The organism is Methylobacterium terrae (genome assembly GCF_003173755.1).
In the GTDB taxonomy this organism is placed as follows: domain Bacteria; phylum Pseudomonadota; class Alphaproteobacteria; order Rhizobiales; family Beijerinckiaceae; genus Methylobacterium; species Methylobacterium terrae.
The window spans coordinates 4,268,016-4,284,698 of record NZ_CP029553.1 but is presented as its reverse complement, the minus strand read 5'-3'; the positions used below and the strand labels follow the sequence as shown (position 1 = coordinate 4,284,698).

The 16,683-nt window shown below is 72.8% G+C and carries 15 protein-coding genes; 8 read left to right on the top strand and 7 right to left on the bottom strand.

Features of this window, described 5'->3' with window-relative positions:
- Positions 1 to 18 precede the first annotated feature (18 nt).
- The gene (locus DK419_RS19850) at positions 19 to 975 is read left to right on the top strand and encodes a cell division protein FtsX (protein WP_109960612.1); all 957 of its coding nucleotides are present in this window, start codon (positions 19 to 21) and stop codon (positions 973 to 975) included.
- A gap of 350 nt (positions 976 to 1,325) precedes the next feature.
- Positions 1,326 to 2,021 (top strand): YdcF family protein, encoded by a 696-nt coding sequence (locus tag DK419_RS19845; protein ID WP_109960611.1) that lies wholly within the window; start codon positions 1,326 to 1,328, stop codon positions 2,019 to 2,021.
- A gap of 33 nt (positions 2,022 to 2,054) precedes the next feature.
- Here DK419_RS19845 and DK419_RS19840 read toward each other — a convergent pair whose 3' ends face one another.
- The 6 genes from DK419_RS19840 to DK419_RS19815 form a co-directional block, all read right to left on the bottom strand.
- Positions 2,055 to 2,369: a hypothetical protein gene (locus DK419_RS19840; protein ID WP_109962393.1), complete on the bottom strand. Its 315-nt coding sequence runs from the start codon at positions 2,367 to 2,369 to the stop codon at positions 2,055 to 2,057.
- 44 nt (positions 2,370 to 2,413) lie between these two features.
- The gene (ptsN, locus tag DK419_RS19835; RefSeq protein WP_048451812.1) at positions 2,414 to 2,878 is read right to left on the bottom strand and encodes a PTS IIA-like nitrogen regulatory protein PtsN; all 465 of its coding nucleotides are present in this window, start codon (positions 2,876 to 2,878) and stop codon (positions 2,414 to 2,416) included.
- A 91-nt stretch (positions 2,879 to 2,969) separates the two neighbouring features.
- Positions 2,970 to 3,572, bottom strand: a complete 603-nt coding sequence (gene hpf, locus DK419_RS19830) for a ribosome hibernation-promoting factor, HPF/YfiA family (protein ID WP_109960610.1) — start codon at positions 3,570 to 3,572, stop codon at positions 2,970 to 2,972.
- 180 nt (positions 3,573 to 3,752) lie between these two features.
- On the bottom strand, positions 3,753 to 5,321 hold the full coding sequence (gene rpoN, locus DK419_RS19825) for an RNA polymerase factor sigma-54 (protein WP_109960609.1): 1,569 nt from the start codon (positions 5,319 to 5,321) through the stop codon (positions 3,753 to 3,755).
- A 508-nt stretch (positions 5,322 to 5,829) separates the two neighbouring features.
- A complete protein-coding gene (locus DK419_RS19820) occupies positions 5,830 to 6,597 on the bottom strand; it encodes an EAL domain-containing protein (protein WP_109960608.1) in 768 nt (255 codons plus the stop codon).
- 106 nt (positions 6,598 to 6,703) lie between these two features.
- Positions 6,704 to 7,348 (bottom strand): helix-turn-helix domain-containing protein, encoded by a 645-nt coding sequence (locus DK419_RS19815; RefSeq protein WP_109960607.1) that lies wholly within the window; start codon positions 7,346 to 7,348, stop codon positions 6,704 to 6,706.
- A 105-nt stretch (positions 7,349 to 7,453) separates the two neighbouring features.
- Between DK419_RS19815 and DK419_RS19810 the strand changes: the two genes are divergently transcribed.
- From DK419_RS19810 to DK419_RS19790, 5 genes are all read left to right on the top strand, one after another.
- The gene (locus tag DK419_RS19810) at positions 7,454 to 8,236 is read left to right on the top strand and encodes an ABC transporter substrate-binding protein (RefSeq protein WP_109960606.1); all 783 of its coding nucleotides are present in this window, start codon (positions 7,454 to 7,456) and stop codon (positions 8,234 to 8,236) included.
- Between the two features lie 16 nt (positions 8,237 to 8,252).
- The gene (locus tag DK419_RS19805) at positions 8,253 to 8,906 is read left to right on the top strand and encodes an amino acid ABC transporter permease (protein WP_109960605.1); all 654 of its coding nucleotides are present in this window, start codon (positions 8,253 to 8,255) and stop codon (positions 8,904 to 8,906) included.
- Positions 8,903 to 9,634 (top strand): amino acid ABC transporter ATP-binding protein, encoded by a 732-nt coding sequence (locus tag DK419_RS19800; RefSeq protein ID WP_109960604.1) that lies wholly within the window; start codon positions 8,903 to 8,905, stop codon positions 9,632 to 9,634. The genes DK419_RS19805 and DK419_RS19800 overlap by 4 nt, the downstream gene beginning before the upstream one ends.
- A gap of 13 nt (positions 9,635 to 9,647) precedes the next feature.
- On the top strand, positions 9,648 to 10,949 hold the full coding sequence (locus DK419_RS19795) for an NAD(P)/FAD-dependent oxidoreductase (protein ID WP_109960603.1): 1,302 nt from the start codon (positions 9,648 to 9,650) through the stop codon (positions 10,947 to 10,949).
- A gap of 532 nt (positions 10,950 to 11,481) precedes the next feature.
- A complete protein-coding gene (locus DK419_RS19790) occupies positions 11,482 to 14,199 on the top strand; it encodes a bifunctional diguanylate cyclase/phosphodiesterase (protein WP_245442568.1) in 2,718 nt (905 codons plus the stop codon).
- A 7-nt stretch (positions 14,200 to 14,206) separates the two neighbouring features.
- Here the strand turns inward: DK419_RS19790 and DK419_RS19785 are convergent, their stop codons facing one another.
- The gene (locus DK419_RS19785) at positions 14,207 to 15,451 is read right to left on the bottom strand and encodes an amidase (RefSeq protein ID WP_109960602.1); all 1,245 of its coding nucleotides are present in this window, start codon (positions 15,449 to 15,451) and stop codon (positions 14,207 to 14,209) included.
- A gap of 262 nt (positions 15,452 to 15,713) precedes the next feature.
- Between DK419_RS19785 and lptB the strand changes: the two genes are divergently transcribed.
- Positions 15,714 to 16,538 carry an LPS export ABC transporter ATP-binding protein gene (gene lptB / locus DK419_RS19780; protein ID WP_208642372.1) on the top strand — a complete coding sequence of 275 codons (825 nt, stop codon included), beginning with the start codon at positions 15,714 to 15,716 and terminating at the stop codon, positions 16,536 to 16,538.
- Positions 16,539 to 16,683 lie beyond the last annotated feature (145 nt).

Sequence of the window (16,683 nt, the reverse complement as noted above, 5' to 3'; positions counted from 1 at the left end):
GCCGCGGGGAGACGCACCATGTCTGACGGGACCACCCTGGAACGGGCGGGACGGCGCGAGGCGCGCGCTCCCGACCTGCCGCCGACCTTGCGCCGCAACGCGGCCCTCGTGCCGACCGACACCAGCGCCGGCCGGGCGCTCGCCGCGGTGATCGCGATCCTGACCTTCCTCGCCGCCCTCTGCGCCGGCGGCGCCGAGATCGTCGCCTCGAGCGCGGCGCAGTGGCAGGGCTCGGTGGCCCAGGAGGTGACGATCCAGGTCCGACCGGGGCCGGGCCGCGACACCGACGCCGACGTCGCCAAGGCGGCGGCGCTGGCCTCGGCCACCCCCGGCATCGCGGCGACGCGGCCCTTCACCAAGGCGGAATCGGAGCGCCTGCTCGAGCCCTGGCTCGGCACCGGTCTCGACCTCGGCGACCTGCCGGTGCCGCGCCTCATCACGGTGCGGCTCGCCGGCACGCCCGACCTCGGCGCCTTGCGCCAGCGCCTCGCCGAGGCGCTGCCCGGCGTCGCGAGCCTCGACGACCACGCGCTCTGGATGTCGCGGCTCTCGACCATGGCCAACACCGTGGTCGGCGTCGGCGTCGCGGTGGTGGGCCTGGTGCTGCTCGCCACGGGGCTCGCCGTCACCTTCGCGACCCGCGGCGCCATGGCGGGCAACCGCGAGGTGGTGGAGGTGCTGCACTTCGTCGGGGCGGACGCCGACTTCATCGCCCGCGAGTTCCAGCGCCGCTTCTTCCGCTTGGGGTTGCGCGGCGGCGCGATCGGGGCGGCGGCGGCGCTGGCGGTGATCGGCCTCGGGGGCGCGCTCGCCCGGCTGTGGCGGGCGGGACCTGCCGGCGACGAGATCGAGGCCCTGTTCGGCGGCTTCGCCATCGGCTGGCGCGGCTATGCCAGCGTGGTGCTGATCGGGGTCATCGCCTCGGTCGTGACCGCCTTCGTCTCGCGGCTCACCGTGCGGCGCTTCCTCGACTGACGCCAGCCTGACGCCAGGTTCGAGTGCCAGCATCGCCCGTGCCTTCGGCCGTTGCCCGCTCTTCACAGGGGCGGGCAAGGGGCGTGAACGATTCGGCGCCTCACGCTGTTGCCTCTCGGGCGCCGCAATCGGCACTATGCTCGACAAAAGGTGAGATGGCCTCGCGGATGCACCGCCGAATGAAGACGCGAACCGGCGACGTGGTGGGATGGTCCTGGTCGGGCGAGGGCCCCGACGGGCTGCACCCGCCCCAATCCCCGGCCCTCGGATCCCGTTCCCCCAAGTCTCCGGATCCCAAGTCTCCGGATTCCAAGTCTCCAGCTCTCAAGTCTCCAGCTCCCCGGTTTCCGGTGCCCGAGCCTTCGGCCCCCTGGAGCCTGCGCCGCCGCCTGGCCGTCGCGCTGGCCGGGACGGGCCTCGTCGCCGGCCTCGTCCTCGGCCTCGGCTTCCTCGCCTTCGTGTCGGGCCTCGCCCGGTCGGAGCGGATGCCGCTCGGCCCCTCCGACGGCATCGTGGCGCTCACCGGCGGGGCGCAGCGCATCGAGGACGCGATGGACCTGCTGGCCGGCGGCTACGGGCGGCGCCTGCTGATCACCGGGGTCAACGAGCGCACCAGCCGCGAGGAGATCGCCCGGCTGAACCCGGGCCAGCAGCACCTGATCGCCTGCTGCGTCGATCTCGACTACCGGGCCCGCAACACCATCGGCAACGCCATCGAGATCCGGCGCTGGATGCGCGAGAACGGGTTCCGCAGCGTCGCGGTGGTGACCTCGAACTACCACATGCCGCGCACGCTGGTGGAACTCGACCACGCGCTCGCCGACGGACACCGGGTGATCCCGCACCCGGTCGTGCCGGAGGGGATCGACCCCGACCAGTGGTGGCGCCACCCGGCCTCGGCGCGGCTGCTCGCCTCGGAATACGCGAAGTTCCTGGTCGCCTGGGTCCGCACCCGGTTCGAGACCGACCCCGAGCATTCGAGCGCCGCGGTGCTGGTCAGCCGCGGCCACCCGGTCAAGATGGTGGCCGAGCCGCTGGTGCGGTGAGGCCCTGATCGCCTCGCGCGTCGGCGGGAGCCCTCACCGCCCCTTGCAGCGGCTCCGCAGCAGCTCCGAGAATTCCTTCTCCGAGCCCTGGACCTGGGCCAGGCGCTCGTTGCGCTCGCCGCCCGACAGGCAGCGGCCGTAGACGGTCGCGGCGCGACGCATCGTGTCGACGTGCTGGCGCCAGCCGCGGCAGCGGTCGGCATCGCTGTCGCCGAGCATTTCCAGGCGCTCGATCGCGGTCTTCTGCGAGGATTGCGCCACCAGGAGGTCGCGGGCGCAGGTGCCGTCGACGGCACGCGCCGGGGCGGCCGCGGCGAGGAGGGCCGCGGCGAGTAGTGAGATCCGCATCGTCACGCCGGAATGGTCACGCCAGGATTGCTACGCCAGGATTGTCATGCCGCTTGGGCGGGGGATTGGGTCAGGAGGGCGTAGAGCGCGTCGGCGTCGCGGGCGGCGCGGATGCGGTCGATGATGCCGGGCTCGCGCAGCACCCGGGCGACCCGGGCGAGCGCCTTCAGGTGGTCGGCGCCGGCGCCCTCGGGGGCGAGCAGCAGGAAGGCGATGTCGACCGGCTGGCCGTCGAGCGCTTCGAAATCGACCGGGCGCTCGAGGCGCGCCATCAGGCCGAACAGCGTGTCGAGCCCCGGCAGCTTGCCGTGCGGGATCGCCACGCCCTCGCCGATGCCGGTGGAGCCCAGGCGCTCGCGCTGCAGCAGCGTCTCGAAGATCTCGCGCTCGTCCAGGCCCGGCAGGTGGCGGGCCGCCTGGGCGGCCAGCTCCTGCAGAACCTGCTTCTTCCCCTGCGCGCGCAGCGCCGGGAGGACCGCCTCCGGCTTCAGGAATTCCAGCAATGGCATCGAGACCGCTGCCTCATCGGCGGGGAGCGCGCTGGCGCGCCCCGCTCTTGTTCCAGGACCGGAGGCCTTCCGGGAGAGGGGACGAGCCCGCTCACGGAGTGCCGCGTTCCGGCGGATCGATCCAGCCGATCGCGCCGTCGCCCCGACGATATACGACGTTGACCCGCTCGGTGCCAGCGTGAACGAAGACGAGGACGGGGACGCCGGTGAGATCGAGCTCCACCACCGCCTCGCTCACCGTGCGCCGGTGCAGGGTGCGGGTGCTCTCGGCGATGATCGGGGGGTGCTCGCCGGTATCCTCCTCGGGCGATTCCATCACCGAGTAGGCCGCCTCCATCACGGCGGTGTCCACGGGCGCGAGCCCGTCGATCACGGCGGCGTCCTTGGCGTGGCCGTTCGGATGGGCCTTGAGGCGGTGCTTGTAGCGGCGCAGGCGCTTCTCGATCCGATCGGCGGTCTGGTCGAAGCTCGCATTCGCGTCGTGGGCGGTGCCCGACGCCTCGAGGGTGATGCCGGAGGGTAGGTGCAGCACGCAGTCGGTGCGATAGGCGCCGCCGTCCCGCGCGACCGTCACGTGGCCGTTATAGGCGCCGTCGAAGTACTTGGCGAGGGCCGCGGAGATCCGCTCCTCCACCCGCGTCCTCAGCGCCTCTCCCAAATCCACGCCACGACCTGACACGCGCAACGCTGCCATCGGCTCCCTCCGGTCTCGTCGTTCGTCGGCCCGCGCCCCGGGGACGTCTCCGGCGCTAGGGGCCAGCCCTCAAGAGCTAGGAATGACCGAAGGCGAAGTCAACGAAGCCGGCTCGGTTGCGGCGGGCGCCTTTGGGGCAGAGGCGCGGTCAGCGCGCCGGCATCGGTGACGGAGGCGCGGTCAGCGCGCCGGCATCGCCGCCCGCTCGCGCCGGCGCTCGATCGAGGAGGGGATGCGCAGGGATTCCCGGTACTTCGCCACGGTGCGGCGGGCGATGTCGACGCCCTCGCCGCGCAGGCGCTGCACCAGGGCGTCGTCCGACAGGACGTCGTCGGCCTCGGCGTCGATGAGCTGCTTGATCCGGTAGCGCACGGCCTCCGAGGAATGGGCCGCGGCGCCGGCCGCCCCGGGGATCGCCGCGGTGAAGAAGTACTTCATCTCGAAGGTGCCGCGGCTGGTGCCGATCGACTTGTTCGAGGTCACCCGCGAGACGGTGGATTCGTGCATGCCGATCGCGTCGGCGACGGTCTTCAGGTTGAGCGGCCGCAGGTGGGCGACGCCGTTGACGAAGAAGCCGTCCTGCTGGCGCACGATCTCGCTCGCCACCTTCAGGATGGTGCGGGCGCGCTGCTCCAGGCTGCGTGTGAGCCAGTTGGCGGTCTGCAGGCATTCCGACAGGAAGGCCTTGTCGGTATCGGTCTTCGCCCCGCGGGAGACGGTGGCGTAGTAGCTCTGGTTGACCAGCACCCGGGGCAGGGCCTCGCTGTTGAGCTCCACGAGCCACGAGCCGTCCGGTGCCGGGCGCACGAACACGTCGGGCACCAGCACCTCGACCGGGCCGGCGCCGAAGGCGCGGCCGGGCTTGGGGTCGAGGCGGCGCAGCTCGGACAGCATGTCGGCGAGGTCCTCCTCGTCGACCCCGCACAGGCGGCGCAACCCCGCGAAGTCGCGCTTGGCGACGAGGTCGAGGCGCGAGACCAGCGCCTGCATCGCCGGATCGAACCGGTCGAGCTCGCGCAGCTGGATCGCCAGGCACTCGGCGAGGTCGCGGGCGCCGACGCCGGACGGGTCGAAGCCCTGCACGATGCCCAGCACCCGCTCGACGACGGACAGGCCGACGCCGAGCCGCTCGGCGAGGGCCGCGAGATCCTCGCGCAGGTAGCCGGCCTCGTCGACGGCATCGACCAGGAAGCCGCCGACCAGGCGCTCGACGGGGTCGCGGGTGGCCAGCTCGAGCTGGGCCGAGAGGTGCTCGTGCAGCGAGGATTCGCTGGTCAGCGTCGCCTCGAAATCCGGCGCCTCGCCGTCGAAGCTGCCGCCGGTGCCGCTCCAGGGGGCGGGCGTGAGTGACAGGCCCTCGCCCCCCGCCGCCGGCGCCTCGCGGCCCACCGGACCGTCGTCGGGAAAGACGTTGTCGAGGCGGGTGCCGAGATCGCCCTCGATCTCGCTGCGGCTCGGGTTGAGGTCGTGGGAGAGCCACGGCTCGGCCGAGGCCTCCCCGTCGAAGCCGTCGCCGTCGCCCCCGTCCCGGGACGCATCGGCGGCCTCGAAGGATTCGCTCCGCGCCTCGCCCGGCTCGGCCGCCTCGACCTCGGCCCGCTCCAGCAGCGGGTTGCGCTCCAGCTCGGCATCGACGTAGGTCGCGAGGTCGAGGTGGGAGAGCTGCAGAAGCTTGATCGCCTGCAGGAGTTGCGGCGTCATCACCAGGGCCTGGCCCTGGCGCATCTCGAGCCGTTGCAGCAAACCCATCAGCCAGCCCCGCCCTGCGCCGTCCCGGTTCGGGCCGAGATCGGCACAACTCTTGCTTCGGATACCTCGAAGCAGCTTTAGACCGAAGCGGGACACGCGTCAAAGCGGACGTAGCGTCCTCGCGCGATTCCAGCCGAACGTGGCGCAGGACGGGACGGGGCGGCGACGGAAAAGCGCTCGTCTGCGGCAGGTTTGCGGCCAGGACGCTGGGAGAGAATGGTCTGTCCGAGTCCGGACGACGCACGCCGCGTGTCGGGGTTCGGCGATCGGAAGATTGCTCCGGCCTCGGCGTATCGTCCCGGCGAGCGTGGATCGATGTGCTCGGAGTTCCAGTTTGCCTCGTCGTGCCGTGGCGACGAAAGCGAAGTCCGCAAGCCGGACGATCAGGTCGACGGGAATGGAGCGGGAGGCGATCAGCCTGGTTCGCCCACGGCGCACCCGAATTCCGGGTTCCGCCTCGCGCCCCCCGGAGCGACGGGGAAGGCGGGAGCGGCCCCCGGCCCCCGCGTCACGCCGCCCGCCGCATCTCCGGCAGGTTCAGCTCCGGCAGTGCCGCCACCGCCGGCCGGGCGAACAGGTAGCCCTGGAACAGGGTGATGCCGGCCTCGCGTAGCGCGGCGAGCTCGTCGGCGGTCTCGATCCCCTCCGCGATCACCGCGATGCCGAGCGCCCGGGCGATGCCGATCACCCCCGAGACGATCGCCCGACGGGCCGGCGAGTCGGCGATGCCGCGGATGAGCTCCATGTCGAGCTTGATCAGGTCGGGCTGGAAGCGCGCCAGGAGGCCCAGGCCCGCGTAGCCGGCGCCGAAATCGTCCAGCGCCGTGAGGAAGCCGCGCTGGCGGTAATCGGTGATGATGCGCTGGACGTGCGCGACGTCGGTCATGCGCTCGTTCTCGGTGAACTCGAACATGATCCGCTGGTGGGAGAAGCCGATGCGCCGCGCCGCCTCGAGGGTGGCGCGGATGCAGGCCGCCGGCTCGTAGACCGCGTTCGGCAGGAAGTTGATCGACAGCCGCACGTCGCCGGCCGGGAACAGCCCGCCGGCGAGCTCGATCGCCTTGGTGCGGCAGGCCTGGTCGAAGCGGTAGCGGTTGTCGTCGTTGACCTGGCCGAGGATGAAGCCCGCGCCCTGCCCCTCTGTGCCGCGCACCAGCGCCTCGTAGCCCCAGACGCCGCCGGTCGCGAGATCGACGATCGGGTGGAACGCCATCGTGAAGGCGAAGGGCAGCGGCTCGCCGCTCCTGCACTGCCCGCACCCGCTCTGCCTCGTCATGATTCGGCTCCGGCTCCGTCGACCTGTACCCTCCCCGGGTAGGCTTCACGCATCGTGAAGATCGGCGGCGCGGCCGCGAGTTTGAGACGATTTTCCTGTTAGTGCTTCAGCGTCGCGGGACGGCGTTGACCCACAGGACCACGGCCGGCCGGTCGGTGGACGGGTTGCGGTAGCGGTGCGGGCGCCGGCTGGCGAAGCGGAAGCTGTCGCCGCGGCCGAGCTCGGCCGTGCTGCCCTCGACCGTGAGGACGAGGGCGCCCTCCATCACCAGCCCGGCCTCCTCGCCGTCGTGGATCAGGGGCTGGTCGCCGGTGCCGGCGAGGGGCGCGAGCTGCATCAGGAACAGGCTCAGGGTCCCGTCGCCCTGCGTCAGAAGCTGCTTGGTGATGCCGGCGCGCCAGAGGGTGAGCGCCGCCCGCGCGTCGGCCCGCGTGACGATCCCGTCGGCCGGCGATCCCTCCACATCGCCGAACAGGGCCCCGAGGCCGACCCCGAGGAGGTCGGCGACCCGGGTCAGCACCCGCAGGGACGGCGAGGACAGGCCGCGCTCGACCTGGCTGAGATAGCCGATCGACAGCCCGGTCGAGCCCGCCACCGCCTTCAGCGACAGGCCGCGCTCGCGCCGCAAGCCGCGCAGCCGCTGCCCGACCGCCAGATCGGCGGCGAAGTCGGCGGCGAGGCCGGTCGCCAAGCGCGTCGCCGGGTCGGCCGCCTCCTGCCCGTTTCGTGGTCCGTCTGCCGCCTGTTTCATGTGCATGAAATCGGATTGCGTGAGGCAGCGAAATATGGCCTGATGTTCATGTCAATGAAATTCGAGGCGGCGTGAAGAGCCGTCCATCGTCGGGAGGGGAGCGGGATGACGAGGCGTCTGATTCAGGCGGCGGGCGCGGCGCTGATGCTGCTCGCGGGCACCGCCCTCGCCCGGCCCGCCCTGGCGCAGGAGACAGTCCGGGTCGGCTCGACGCCGACGGGCGTGCCCTTCACCTTCCTCGACACCAAGACCAACACCATCCAGGGCGTGATGGTGGACGTGATCTCGGCGATCGGCAAGCAGGCCGGATTCTCGGTGCAGATCGAGCCGTTCCAGTTCTCGACCCTGATCGCGGCGCTCACCGCCAAGAAGATCGACGCGATCTCGGCCGCGATGTTCATCACGCCCCCGCGCCAGGAGGTGATCGCGTTCTCCGCGCCGGTCTACACCTACGGCGAGGGGCTGGTGGTCCCGAAGGCCGACACCAAGGCCTACACCGCCTTCGCCGACCTGAAGGGCGAGACGGTCGGCGCCCAGGTCGGCACCGCCTTCGTCGACGCGCTGAAGAAGTCGGGCCAGTTCTCCGACGTGAAGGTCTACGACACCTTCCCGGACATGCTGCGGGACGTGAATGCCGGCCGGGTCAAGGCGGTCTTCGCCGACGCGCCGATCATCGCCTACAACCTCAAGAGCGGCAACTTCCCCAACGCCCACCTCGTCGGCTCGTACAAGCCGGTGGTCGTCGGCTCGGTCGGCATCGGCGTGCGCAAGGACGACGCGGCTTTGCTCGCCAAGATCAATGCGGGGCTCTCCAAGATCAAGGAGAACGGCGAGCTCGCGCGTATCCTGGAGAAGTGGGGCCTGCAGCCGTCGGTGAATCCGTCCTGATCGGACGCGGCCTGCCATGGACAGCTTTCTCGCCGACGCCCGCGAGTTCGTCCCCATCCTGCTCCAGGGCGTGTGGCTGACGATCCTGATCACGGCGGGCTCGCTCGTGGTCTCGACGGCGCTCGGCCTCGTCTGGGCGATGATGCGGGTCTCGGGGGTACGCGCCCTGTCGTTCTTCGCCGCGACCTTCGTCAACGTGATCCGGGGCATCCCGATCATCGTGCAGCTGTTCTACATCTACTTCGTGCTGCCGGATTACGGCCTGTCGCTCTCGGCGGTGCAGGCGGGCGTGCTGGGCTTGGGCCTCGCCTACTCGGCCTACCAGGCCGAGAATTTCCGCGCCGCCATCGAGGCGATCGACAAGGGTCAGGTCGAGGCGGCGCAGACCATCGGCATGGGCTGGGGGCTGACCATGCGGCGGGTGCTGCTGCCGCAGGCCTTCCGCACCGCGCTGCCGCCCTTCGGCAACGTGATGATCATGATGCTGAAGGATTCGTCGCAGGCCTCGACCATCACGGTGGCCGAGCTGGCGCTCCAGGGCAAGCTCATCGCCTCGGCGACGTTCAAGAACACCAGCGTGTTCACGCTGGTGGCGCTGATGTACCTCACCCTGAGCCTGCCGCTGATCCTGATCGTGCGCCACTTCGAGAAGCAGGCCGGCCGGCGATGATCGCGCTCACCGACGTCCGCAAGTCCTACGGCGCGCTGCCGGTCCTCAAGGGCATCACCGCCCGGGTCTCGAAGGGCGAGGTGGTCTGCATCATCGGGCCGTCGGGCTCGGGCAAGTCGACGGTCTTGCGTTGCATCAACGGGCTCGAATCCTACGATTCCGGCACGATCACCGTGAATGGCCGCAAGGTCGACCGGTCCGACCGCTCGATCCGCGCCGTCCGGGTCCAGGTCTCGATGGTGTTCCAGCGCTTCAACCTGTTCCCGCACCGTACGGCGCTCGAGAACGTCATCGAGGGGCCGATCTACGTGAAGGGCGAGGACCGCCGGGAGGCGACCGAGCGCGGCCGGGCGCTGCTCGTCCGGGTCGGCCTGTCCGGCAAGGAGGAGGCGTATCCGCCGAAACTCTCCGGCGGCCAGCAGCAGCGGGTCGCCATCGCCCGGGCGCTCGCCATGCGCCCCGACGCGATCCTGTTCGACGAGCCGACCTCGGCCCTCGACCCGGAGCTCGTCGGCGAGGTGCTGGGCACGATGCGAGGCCTCGCCGAGGAGGGGATGACCATGGTGGTCGTCACCCACGAGATGAGCTTTGCCCGCGAGGTCGCCGACCGGGTGCTGTTCCTCGACGGCGGCGTGATCGTCGAGGAGGGCCCCGCCCGCGAGGTGCTGGGCCGGCCCCAGCAGCCCCGCACCCAGGACTTCCTGCGGCGCGTGCTGAACCCGTTGTGACGAGGCGTACCGGATGACCGAACCCTTCCCCCTCGGGCCCGCCCTCTGGGCGACGACCGCCTCGGCCCCGCCGGCGACCGCGCCGCTGACCGAATCCGGCCGGGCCGACGTGGTGGTGATCGGCGGCGGCTTCTGCGGCCTGTCGACGGCGCTCCACCTCGCGGAACGAGGCCTGAAGCCGGTGCTGCTCGAGGCGCGCGAGATCGGCTTCGGCGGCTCGGGCCGCAACGGCGGCCAGGTGATCCCGGGCCTCAAGCACGATCCCGACGAGCTCGTGCGGATGTTCGGGCCGGAGCGCGGCGAGCGCCTCGCCGCCTTCGGGGCCGGCACCGCCGACGCGGTGTTCGACCTCATCGGCAGGCACCGCATGGACGTGCCCCACACCCGCACCGGCTGGATCCAGGGCGCCCACACCGCCGAGGGGCTGGTCCAGGCCGAGCGCCGGGCGGAGCAATGGGCGAAGCGCGGCGCCCCGACCAGGCTCCTCGACAAGGCCGAGGCCGGACGGCTGATCGGCTCCGAGCGCTATCTCGGCGGCTGGCTCGACGGGCGCGGCGGCGCGGTGCAGCCGCTCTCCTACGCCCGCGGCCTCGCGCGGGCCGCGCTCGCGGCCGGCGCCCAGATCCACACCGACAGCCCGGTGACCGGCCTGTCGCGGCAAGGGAACACCACGCAGGGCGAGACCTGGACGGTGCGGACCGCCGCCGGCCCGGCCCTGACGACCGAACGGGTGGTGCTGTGCACCAACGGCTACTCGGGCGACCTGTGGCCGAAGCTGCGGCAGACCATCATCGCCGCCAACTCCTTCCAGGTCGCCACGACGCCGCTCTCCGACAACCTGCGCCGCAGCGTCCTGCCGGAGGGCCAGGTCTCCTCCGACACCCGCAAGCTCCTGCTCTATTTCCGCCTCGACCATACCGGCCGGCTGCTGCTCGGCGGGCGCGGGCCGTTCCGGGAGCCGAAGGGGGCGGCGGACTGGGCGCACCTGGAGCGGATCGTCCCGAAGCTGTTTCCGCAGCTCGCCGGCATCGGCTTCGACCATCGCTGGTGCGGGCGGGTCGCGGTCACCCGGGACTACCTGCCCCACCTGCACGCGCCCGAGCCCGGCCTCCTCATCGACATCGGCTGCCAGGGCCGCGGCGTCGGCCTCCAGACCCGGATGGGCCAGGCGATCGCCGCCTACCTGGCGGACGGCGACGCCGACGCGCTGCCGATCGCGCCGACCCCGATCACCCCGCTGCCGCTGCACGGGCTGCACCGCCTCTACGCCTCGGCGGTGGTCGCCTGGTACCGGCTGCGCGACGGAGGGTTGTGAGCCGCTGCCGCCGCTCCTCGTGGCGGGCCCGCCGCGCTGATCGTGGCGTAATCGATCGCGCCCAAGACGATCGTCAGCAATGCCGGGCCTCGGAAGGTTTCCCTCGGGCGCCCGGACATCGGCGATCGCGGATCCAGCGCGGCGGGCGTGTAACCCGGCCGGCCCGAGTCTTCCGGGAGCGGGACCGAGGTCTGGCATGCGCCGCCCTCGGCGCCGATGAAACCGCGGCGTGAGACCCCACCGCACTGTATTCGCCCGCATCAAACCATCCGACGACTCCGTGCCTGCGCCGTCCGGGGCGAGCGGTCCGGTAGAGTTTCCGCAACCCTCGACATCGGCGCCGGCCCCTATATTGGGGACATGCTCGCGAGAAGCGGCGGACGGGCCGGCGAGTTCATCGCTTCTTAAGCCTCGTGGCGCAGGTACGGTCGAATTCCGTGTTCGCATCGACCAGACGAGAGCTGTGAGCCCGACGACCAAGATCTCCCAGCCGTGCGCGCCCCCGCGCGGCCGCTCCTTCCGGGCGATCGCCGTGTCCGCCGGCCTCCTGGCGGCGTCGATCGCGATCGGCGCCGGGCTGCTCGTGCACGGCCTGCACGCCCACGCGGTCGCGGAGATCGAGCGCGGCCTCGTCGGGCTGTCGACCGTGCTCGCCGACCAGGCCGACCGGGCGCTGCAGGCGATCGAGCTGGTCCAGGACACGGTGATCGGCGAGTTCCGCAGCGCCGGGATCGCCCGCGAGGCGGATTACGCCGCGCTCGCCGGCAGGCCCGCGCTGCACGAGGCGCTGAAGACGCGGATCGCCGCCCTGCCGCAGCTGAACGCCGTCACGGTGATCGACCGGAACGGCGCCCTCCTGAACTTCAGCCGCTACTGGCCGATCCCGACGGTCAACATCGCCGACCGGGACTACTTCAAGGCCCTGGCGGCCGATGCCGCCCTCGAGCGCTACATCGGCCAGCCGGTGCGGAACCGCGGCGACGGCGCCTGGACGATCTACATCGCCCGCAAGGTGCGCGCGCCGGACGGCGCCTTCCTGGGCCTGGTGCTCGGCGCGGTCGAGCTCGGCTACTTCGAGCGGCTCTACGCGGCGATCGCGCCGGCCCCCGACTACGTGGTCTCGATCTTCCGGGACGACGGCACGCTCCTCGTCCGCCATCCCCGGCGCGACGGCAGCGTCGGGCAGGCCTTCGCGAGCGCCGCGGCCCTGCGGATCGCCCTCACCCAGCCGGCCGGCGGGGTGATCCGGACCGTCAGCCCGATCGACGGGTACGACCGGATCGTCGGCACCCGGGCGCTCGCGCGCTATCCCCTGATCGTCAGCGTCAGCCGCACCGCCGAGGCGAGCCTCGCCGCCTGGCGCCAGCAGGCGTGGCTCATCGGCGCGGCCGCGCTGCTCCTCGATCTCGGCCTCGCCGGGCTGGTCCTCCTCGCCCTGCGCCAGGCCCGGGCCCTGGCCCGGCTCGCCGAGGCCGAGGCCGCCCGGGCCGCGGCCGAGGCGCGGGAGCGGGGCGAGCGGGAACTGAGCGCCCAGCACGCCCAGTTCGGCACCGCCCTCGACCACATGACCCAGGGCCTGTGCCTGTTCGACGGCGACGACCGGCTGATCGTGATGAACGCGCGCTACGCGCAGATGCACGCGGTGCCGGATCCCCTGCGCCGCCGGGGCACCCCGGTCGCCGCGCTGCTCGCCCATCTGGGCGCGGACGGGACCCGGGCGGACATGCTGGTGGCGGCCTGCACCCGCATCGCCGCCGGGCGCGCCCCGGCGAGCTTCACCTGCGACCTCGCCGACGGACGCGCCATCGCGGTGGTGCACGTGCCGATCCCGGGCGGCGGCTGGATCTGCACCCACGAGGACGTGACCGAGCGCCGCCGCAGCGAGGCGCGCATCGCCCACATGGCCGGCCATGACGGCCTGACCGGCCTGCCGAACCGCGCCCAGCTCCAGGAGCGCCTCGACGCGGCGCTGGCGGGGCGCGAGGGCGACGAGGCGGTGAGCGTGCTCTGCCTCGACCTCGACGGCTTCAAGGACGTCAACGACACCTACGGCCACCCGGTCGGCGACGAGTTGCTGCGCCTCGTGGCGCGGCGCCTGCGGGAGGCGGTCGGCACCACCGCCCTCGTCGGGCGGCTCGGCGGCGACGAGTTCGCGATCATGCGCTGCGCCCCCGCGCATCCGGCCGGCGTCGCCGCGCTCGCCGAGCACGTCGTGCGGCTCCTGCGGCTGCCGTTCGAGGTCCAGGGTCACGAGGTCGGCATCGGCACCTCGGTCGGGCTCGCGACGACGGACGGCCCCGACGCCACGACCGCGGAGCTCCTGCGCCGGGCCGACGTCGCGCTCTACCAGGCCAAGGCCTCGGGGCGGAACGGCTGGTGCCTCTTCGACCCGGCGATGGACGCCGACCTGCAGCGGCGCCGGCAGCTCGGCGCCGACCTGCGCGGCGCCCTCGCGGCGGGGCAGCTCGAGCTGCACTACCAGCCGATCGTCGCCGCCGACGGCGCGGGGGTGCGGGCCTACGAGGCGCTGCTGCGCTGGCGCCACCCGCGCGAGGGCTTCGTCAGCCCGGCCGAGTTCATCCCGATCGCCGAGGCGACCGGGCAGATCCGCCAGCTCGGCGCCTGGGCGCTCGGCCGGGCCTGCGCCGACGCCGCCGCCTGGCCGGACGGGATCACGGTCGCGGTGAACCTCTCGCCGGCGCAGTTCGTCGGCGACGCCCTCGTCGAGGAGGTGGCGGGGGCGCTCGCGGCGAGCGGCCTGCCGCCCCGGCGGCTCGAGCTCGAGATCACCGAATCGGTGCTGCTCCAGGACGACGAGGCCACGCTGGCGATCCTGCATCGCCTGCGCGCGCTCGGCGTCAGCACCGCGATGGACGATTTCGGCACCGGCTACTCGTCCCTGAGCTACCTGCGCCGCTTCCCCTTCGACAAGATCAAGATCGACCGCTGCTTCGTGGCGAGCCTCGGCCAGGCGGTCGGCCAGGCGGTCGGCCAGGAGGATGGCCAGGAGGATGGCCAACAGGCCAGCCGACAGGCCAGCCAAGAGGCCGGCAGCGAGATCGTCCGCGCCACCGTCGGCCTCGGCAAGGCGCTCGGCATGATCGTGCTGGCGGAGGGCGTCGAGACCGAGGCCCAGGCCGCGCTCCTGCGCGCCTTCGGCTGCGACGAGTTGCAGGGCTACCTGTTCGGCCGGCCCTGCCCGGTGGGGAAGCTGGAGGCGGTGGGGAGCCGCCGCCCCGAGGCTGCCTGAACGCGGTCTAGCCCCGCAGCGCCCGTTCGATCAGCCCCGCCGCCGCCAGCGCCCGGCCGTCGTCGCCGAACCGCGCGATCACCTGGACGCCGACCGGCAGGCCGGCCCCGGTGCGGTCGACCGGCAGGGTGACGCAGGGCACGCCCATCAGGGTCCAGAGCCGGTTGAAGCGGGAATCCCCGGTCTGGTCGAGGCCCGACGGCGCCGCGCCGGGAGCCGCGTAGGTCAGGATCACGTCGAGGCCGTCCCCGGAGAAGACGTCCTTCAGGCCGCGGCGGGCGTGGTGGGCGGTGCGGCGGGCCGAATCGTAGGCCGCGGTCTCGATCCCTTGCGCCGCGTCGAGGGCGGCGCGCAGGCGCGGCGGCAGGGCGTTCCGGTGGTTGGCGTATTCCCAGGCCAGCGCCTGGCGCGCCTCGTAGTCCTGGATCGTGCCGTGCGCCGCGAACGCCTCGCCGAACCGGTCCGGGAGGGCGACGTCGCGCACGCTCGCGCCGGCCCGCTCGGCCGCCGCCGCCGCCCGGACGAGCGCCGCCTCCGCCTCCGGGTCGGGGGCGGCGCAGAAATCCTGGCGCACGATCCCGATGCGGAGCGCGCCCGGATCGCCCTCGCGCGCGATGGCCGGCCGGTCGGCCAGCAGCGCCAGCGCGTGGGCGGCGTCCGCGACGCTCGCCGCGAACAGGCCGAGCGTGTCGAGGGCCCAGGAATAGCACTTCACCCCCACCGTCGGCAGCAGCCGGAACGACGGCTTGACCCCGACGACGCCGCAGAACGCCGCCGGGCGGATCACCGAGCCCCCCGTCTGGGTGCCGAGCGCGAGCGGCAGCATCCCGGCCGCCACCGCGGCGGCCGAGCCGGCGGAGGAGCCGCCGGGCGTGTGGCCGGGATTGCTGGGATTGCGGGTCGCGGTCGGGTCGAGGAAGGCGAAGGGCGTGGTGGTGGTCTTGGCGAGCGGCACCGCGCCGAGGCTCTTGAGCCGCGCCACCACCGGCGCGTCGGCGCGCGGGCGCCAGGTCTCGTAGAGGGCGGAGCCCATCCGCGTCGGCAGGTCGGCGGTGTCGATGATGTCCTTGATCCCGACCGCGATGCCCGCGAGCGGCCCCCGCGCCGGGACCGCCGGCGCGGGATCGACGCAGACGAGCGCACCGACCTCCGGCTCGCGCGCCGCGATCGCCGCGCGCACGAGGCCGACCGCCCCGTCGGGCGTCAGGCGGCCGGAATCGATTCGGGCGCAGAGGTCGAGGAGCGAGAGCATCGGGCCGTCCGGGCGGGAGGGATCGTGCGCCTTTGTAAACGCAGTGCGGCTGCGTGTTCCAGAACACCCGCGGGCGCGCGGGGCGCGTTGCGGCAAGGCCCCGGCTTCGGCTAAACCGGCGCCGTTCACCCGCCGCACGGCCGCCTGGGGCGGAAAGGCCGGCGCGGCGGGGCGCCGGCATCCTTCGCCGGCATCCTTCGCGAGAGTGCCCGTGACCCCTCCTTCCGCCCTGCCGCTGCACGCTCACGCGATCCCGCACGCGATGCCCGCCGCCTCGCGCCTCGGGCGCCTGTTCGGCCGCGGGCGCCGGGCGCCGCCGGCCCTCGCCCTCGAGGGCGACGGCGCCGCCGACGGCTTCGGCGGGCCCGGCATCCTGGCGGTGGCGGGCCTCAAGAAGAGCTACGGCGCCCGCACCGTGGTGCACGATGCCGGCCTGACCGTGCGCAACGGCGAGGCGGTCGGCCTGCTGGGCCCGAACGGGGCCGGCAAGACCACGATCTTCTACATGATCACCGGCCTCGTCTCGGCCGATCGCGGCACGATCAGCCTCGACGGGCAGGAGATCACCCGCCTGCCGATGTACCAGCGGGCGCGCCTCGGCATCGGCTACCTGCCGCAGGAGGCCTCGATCTTCCGCGGCCTCAACGTCGAGGACAACATCCGGGCGGTGCTCGAGGTGGTCGAGCCCGACCGCAAGGCCCGCGAGCGCAAGCTCGACTCGCTCCTCGACGAGTTCAACATCACCCGCCTGCGCAAGTCGCCCTCGATCGCGCTCTCGGGCGGCGAGCGGCGGCGCTGCGAGATCGCCCGCGCGCTCGCCTCCTCGCCGTCCTTCATGCTGCTCGACGAGCCCTTCGCGGGCATCGACCCGATCGCGGTCGGGGACATCCAGGAACTGGTGATGCACCTCAAGGGCCGCGGCATCGGCGTGCTCATCACCGACCACAACGTGCGCGAGACGCTCGGCTTGATCGACCGGGCCTACATCGTCCATTCGGGCCGCATCCTCACCGAGGGCACCCCCGACGAGATCGTGGCGAACGAGGACGTGCGCCGGCTCTACCTCGGCGAGGATTTCCGGCTCTAGCGGGGCCGGCCGAGCGCTCGTCCCCGAGCCGACGCCCCCCGTCGTCATCTCGCCCCGGCCCGGATCCGTCGCGAGGCGTCGATCGAGCGCCGCCGGGCGGGCAGGATCGGGGCGCGGCCGCAGGCGCAAGGCGTCCTGCCCGGAG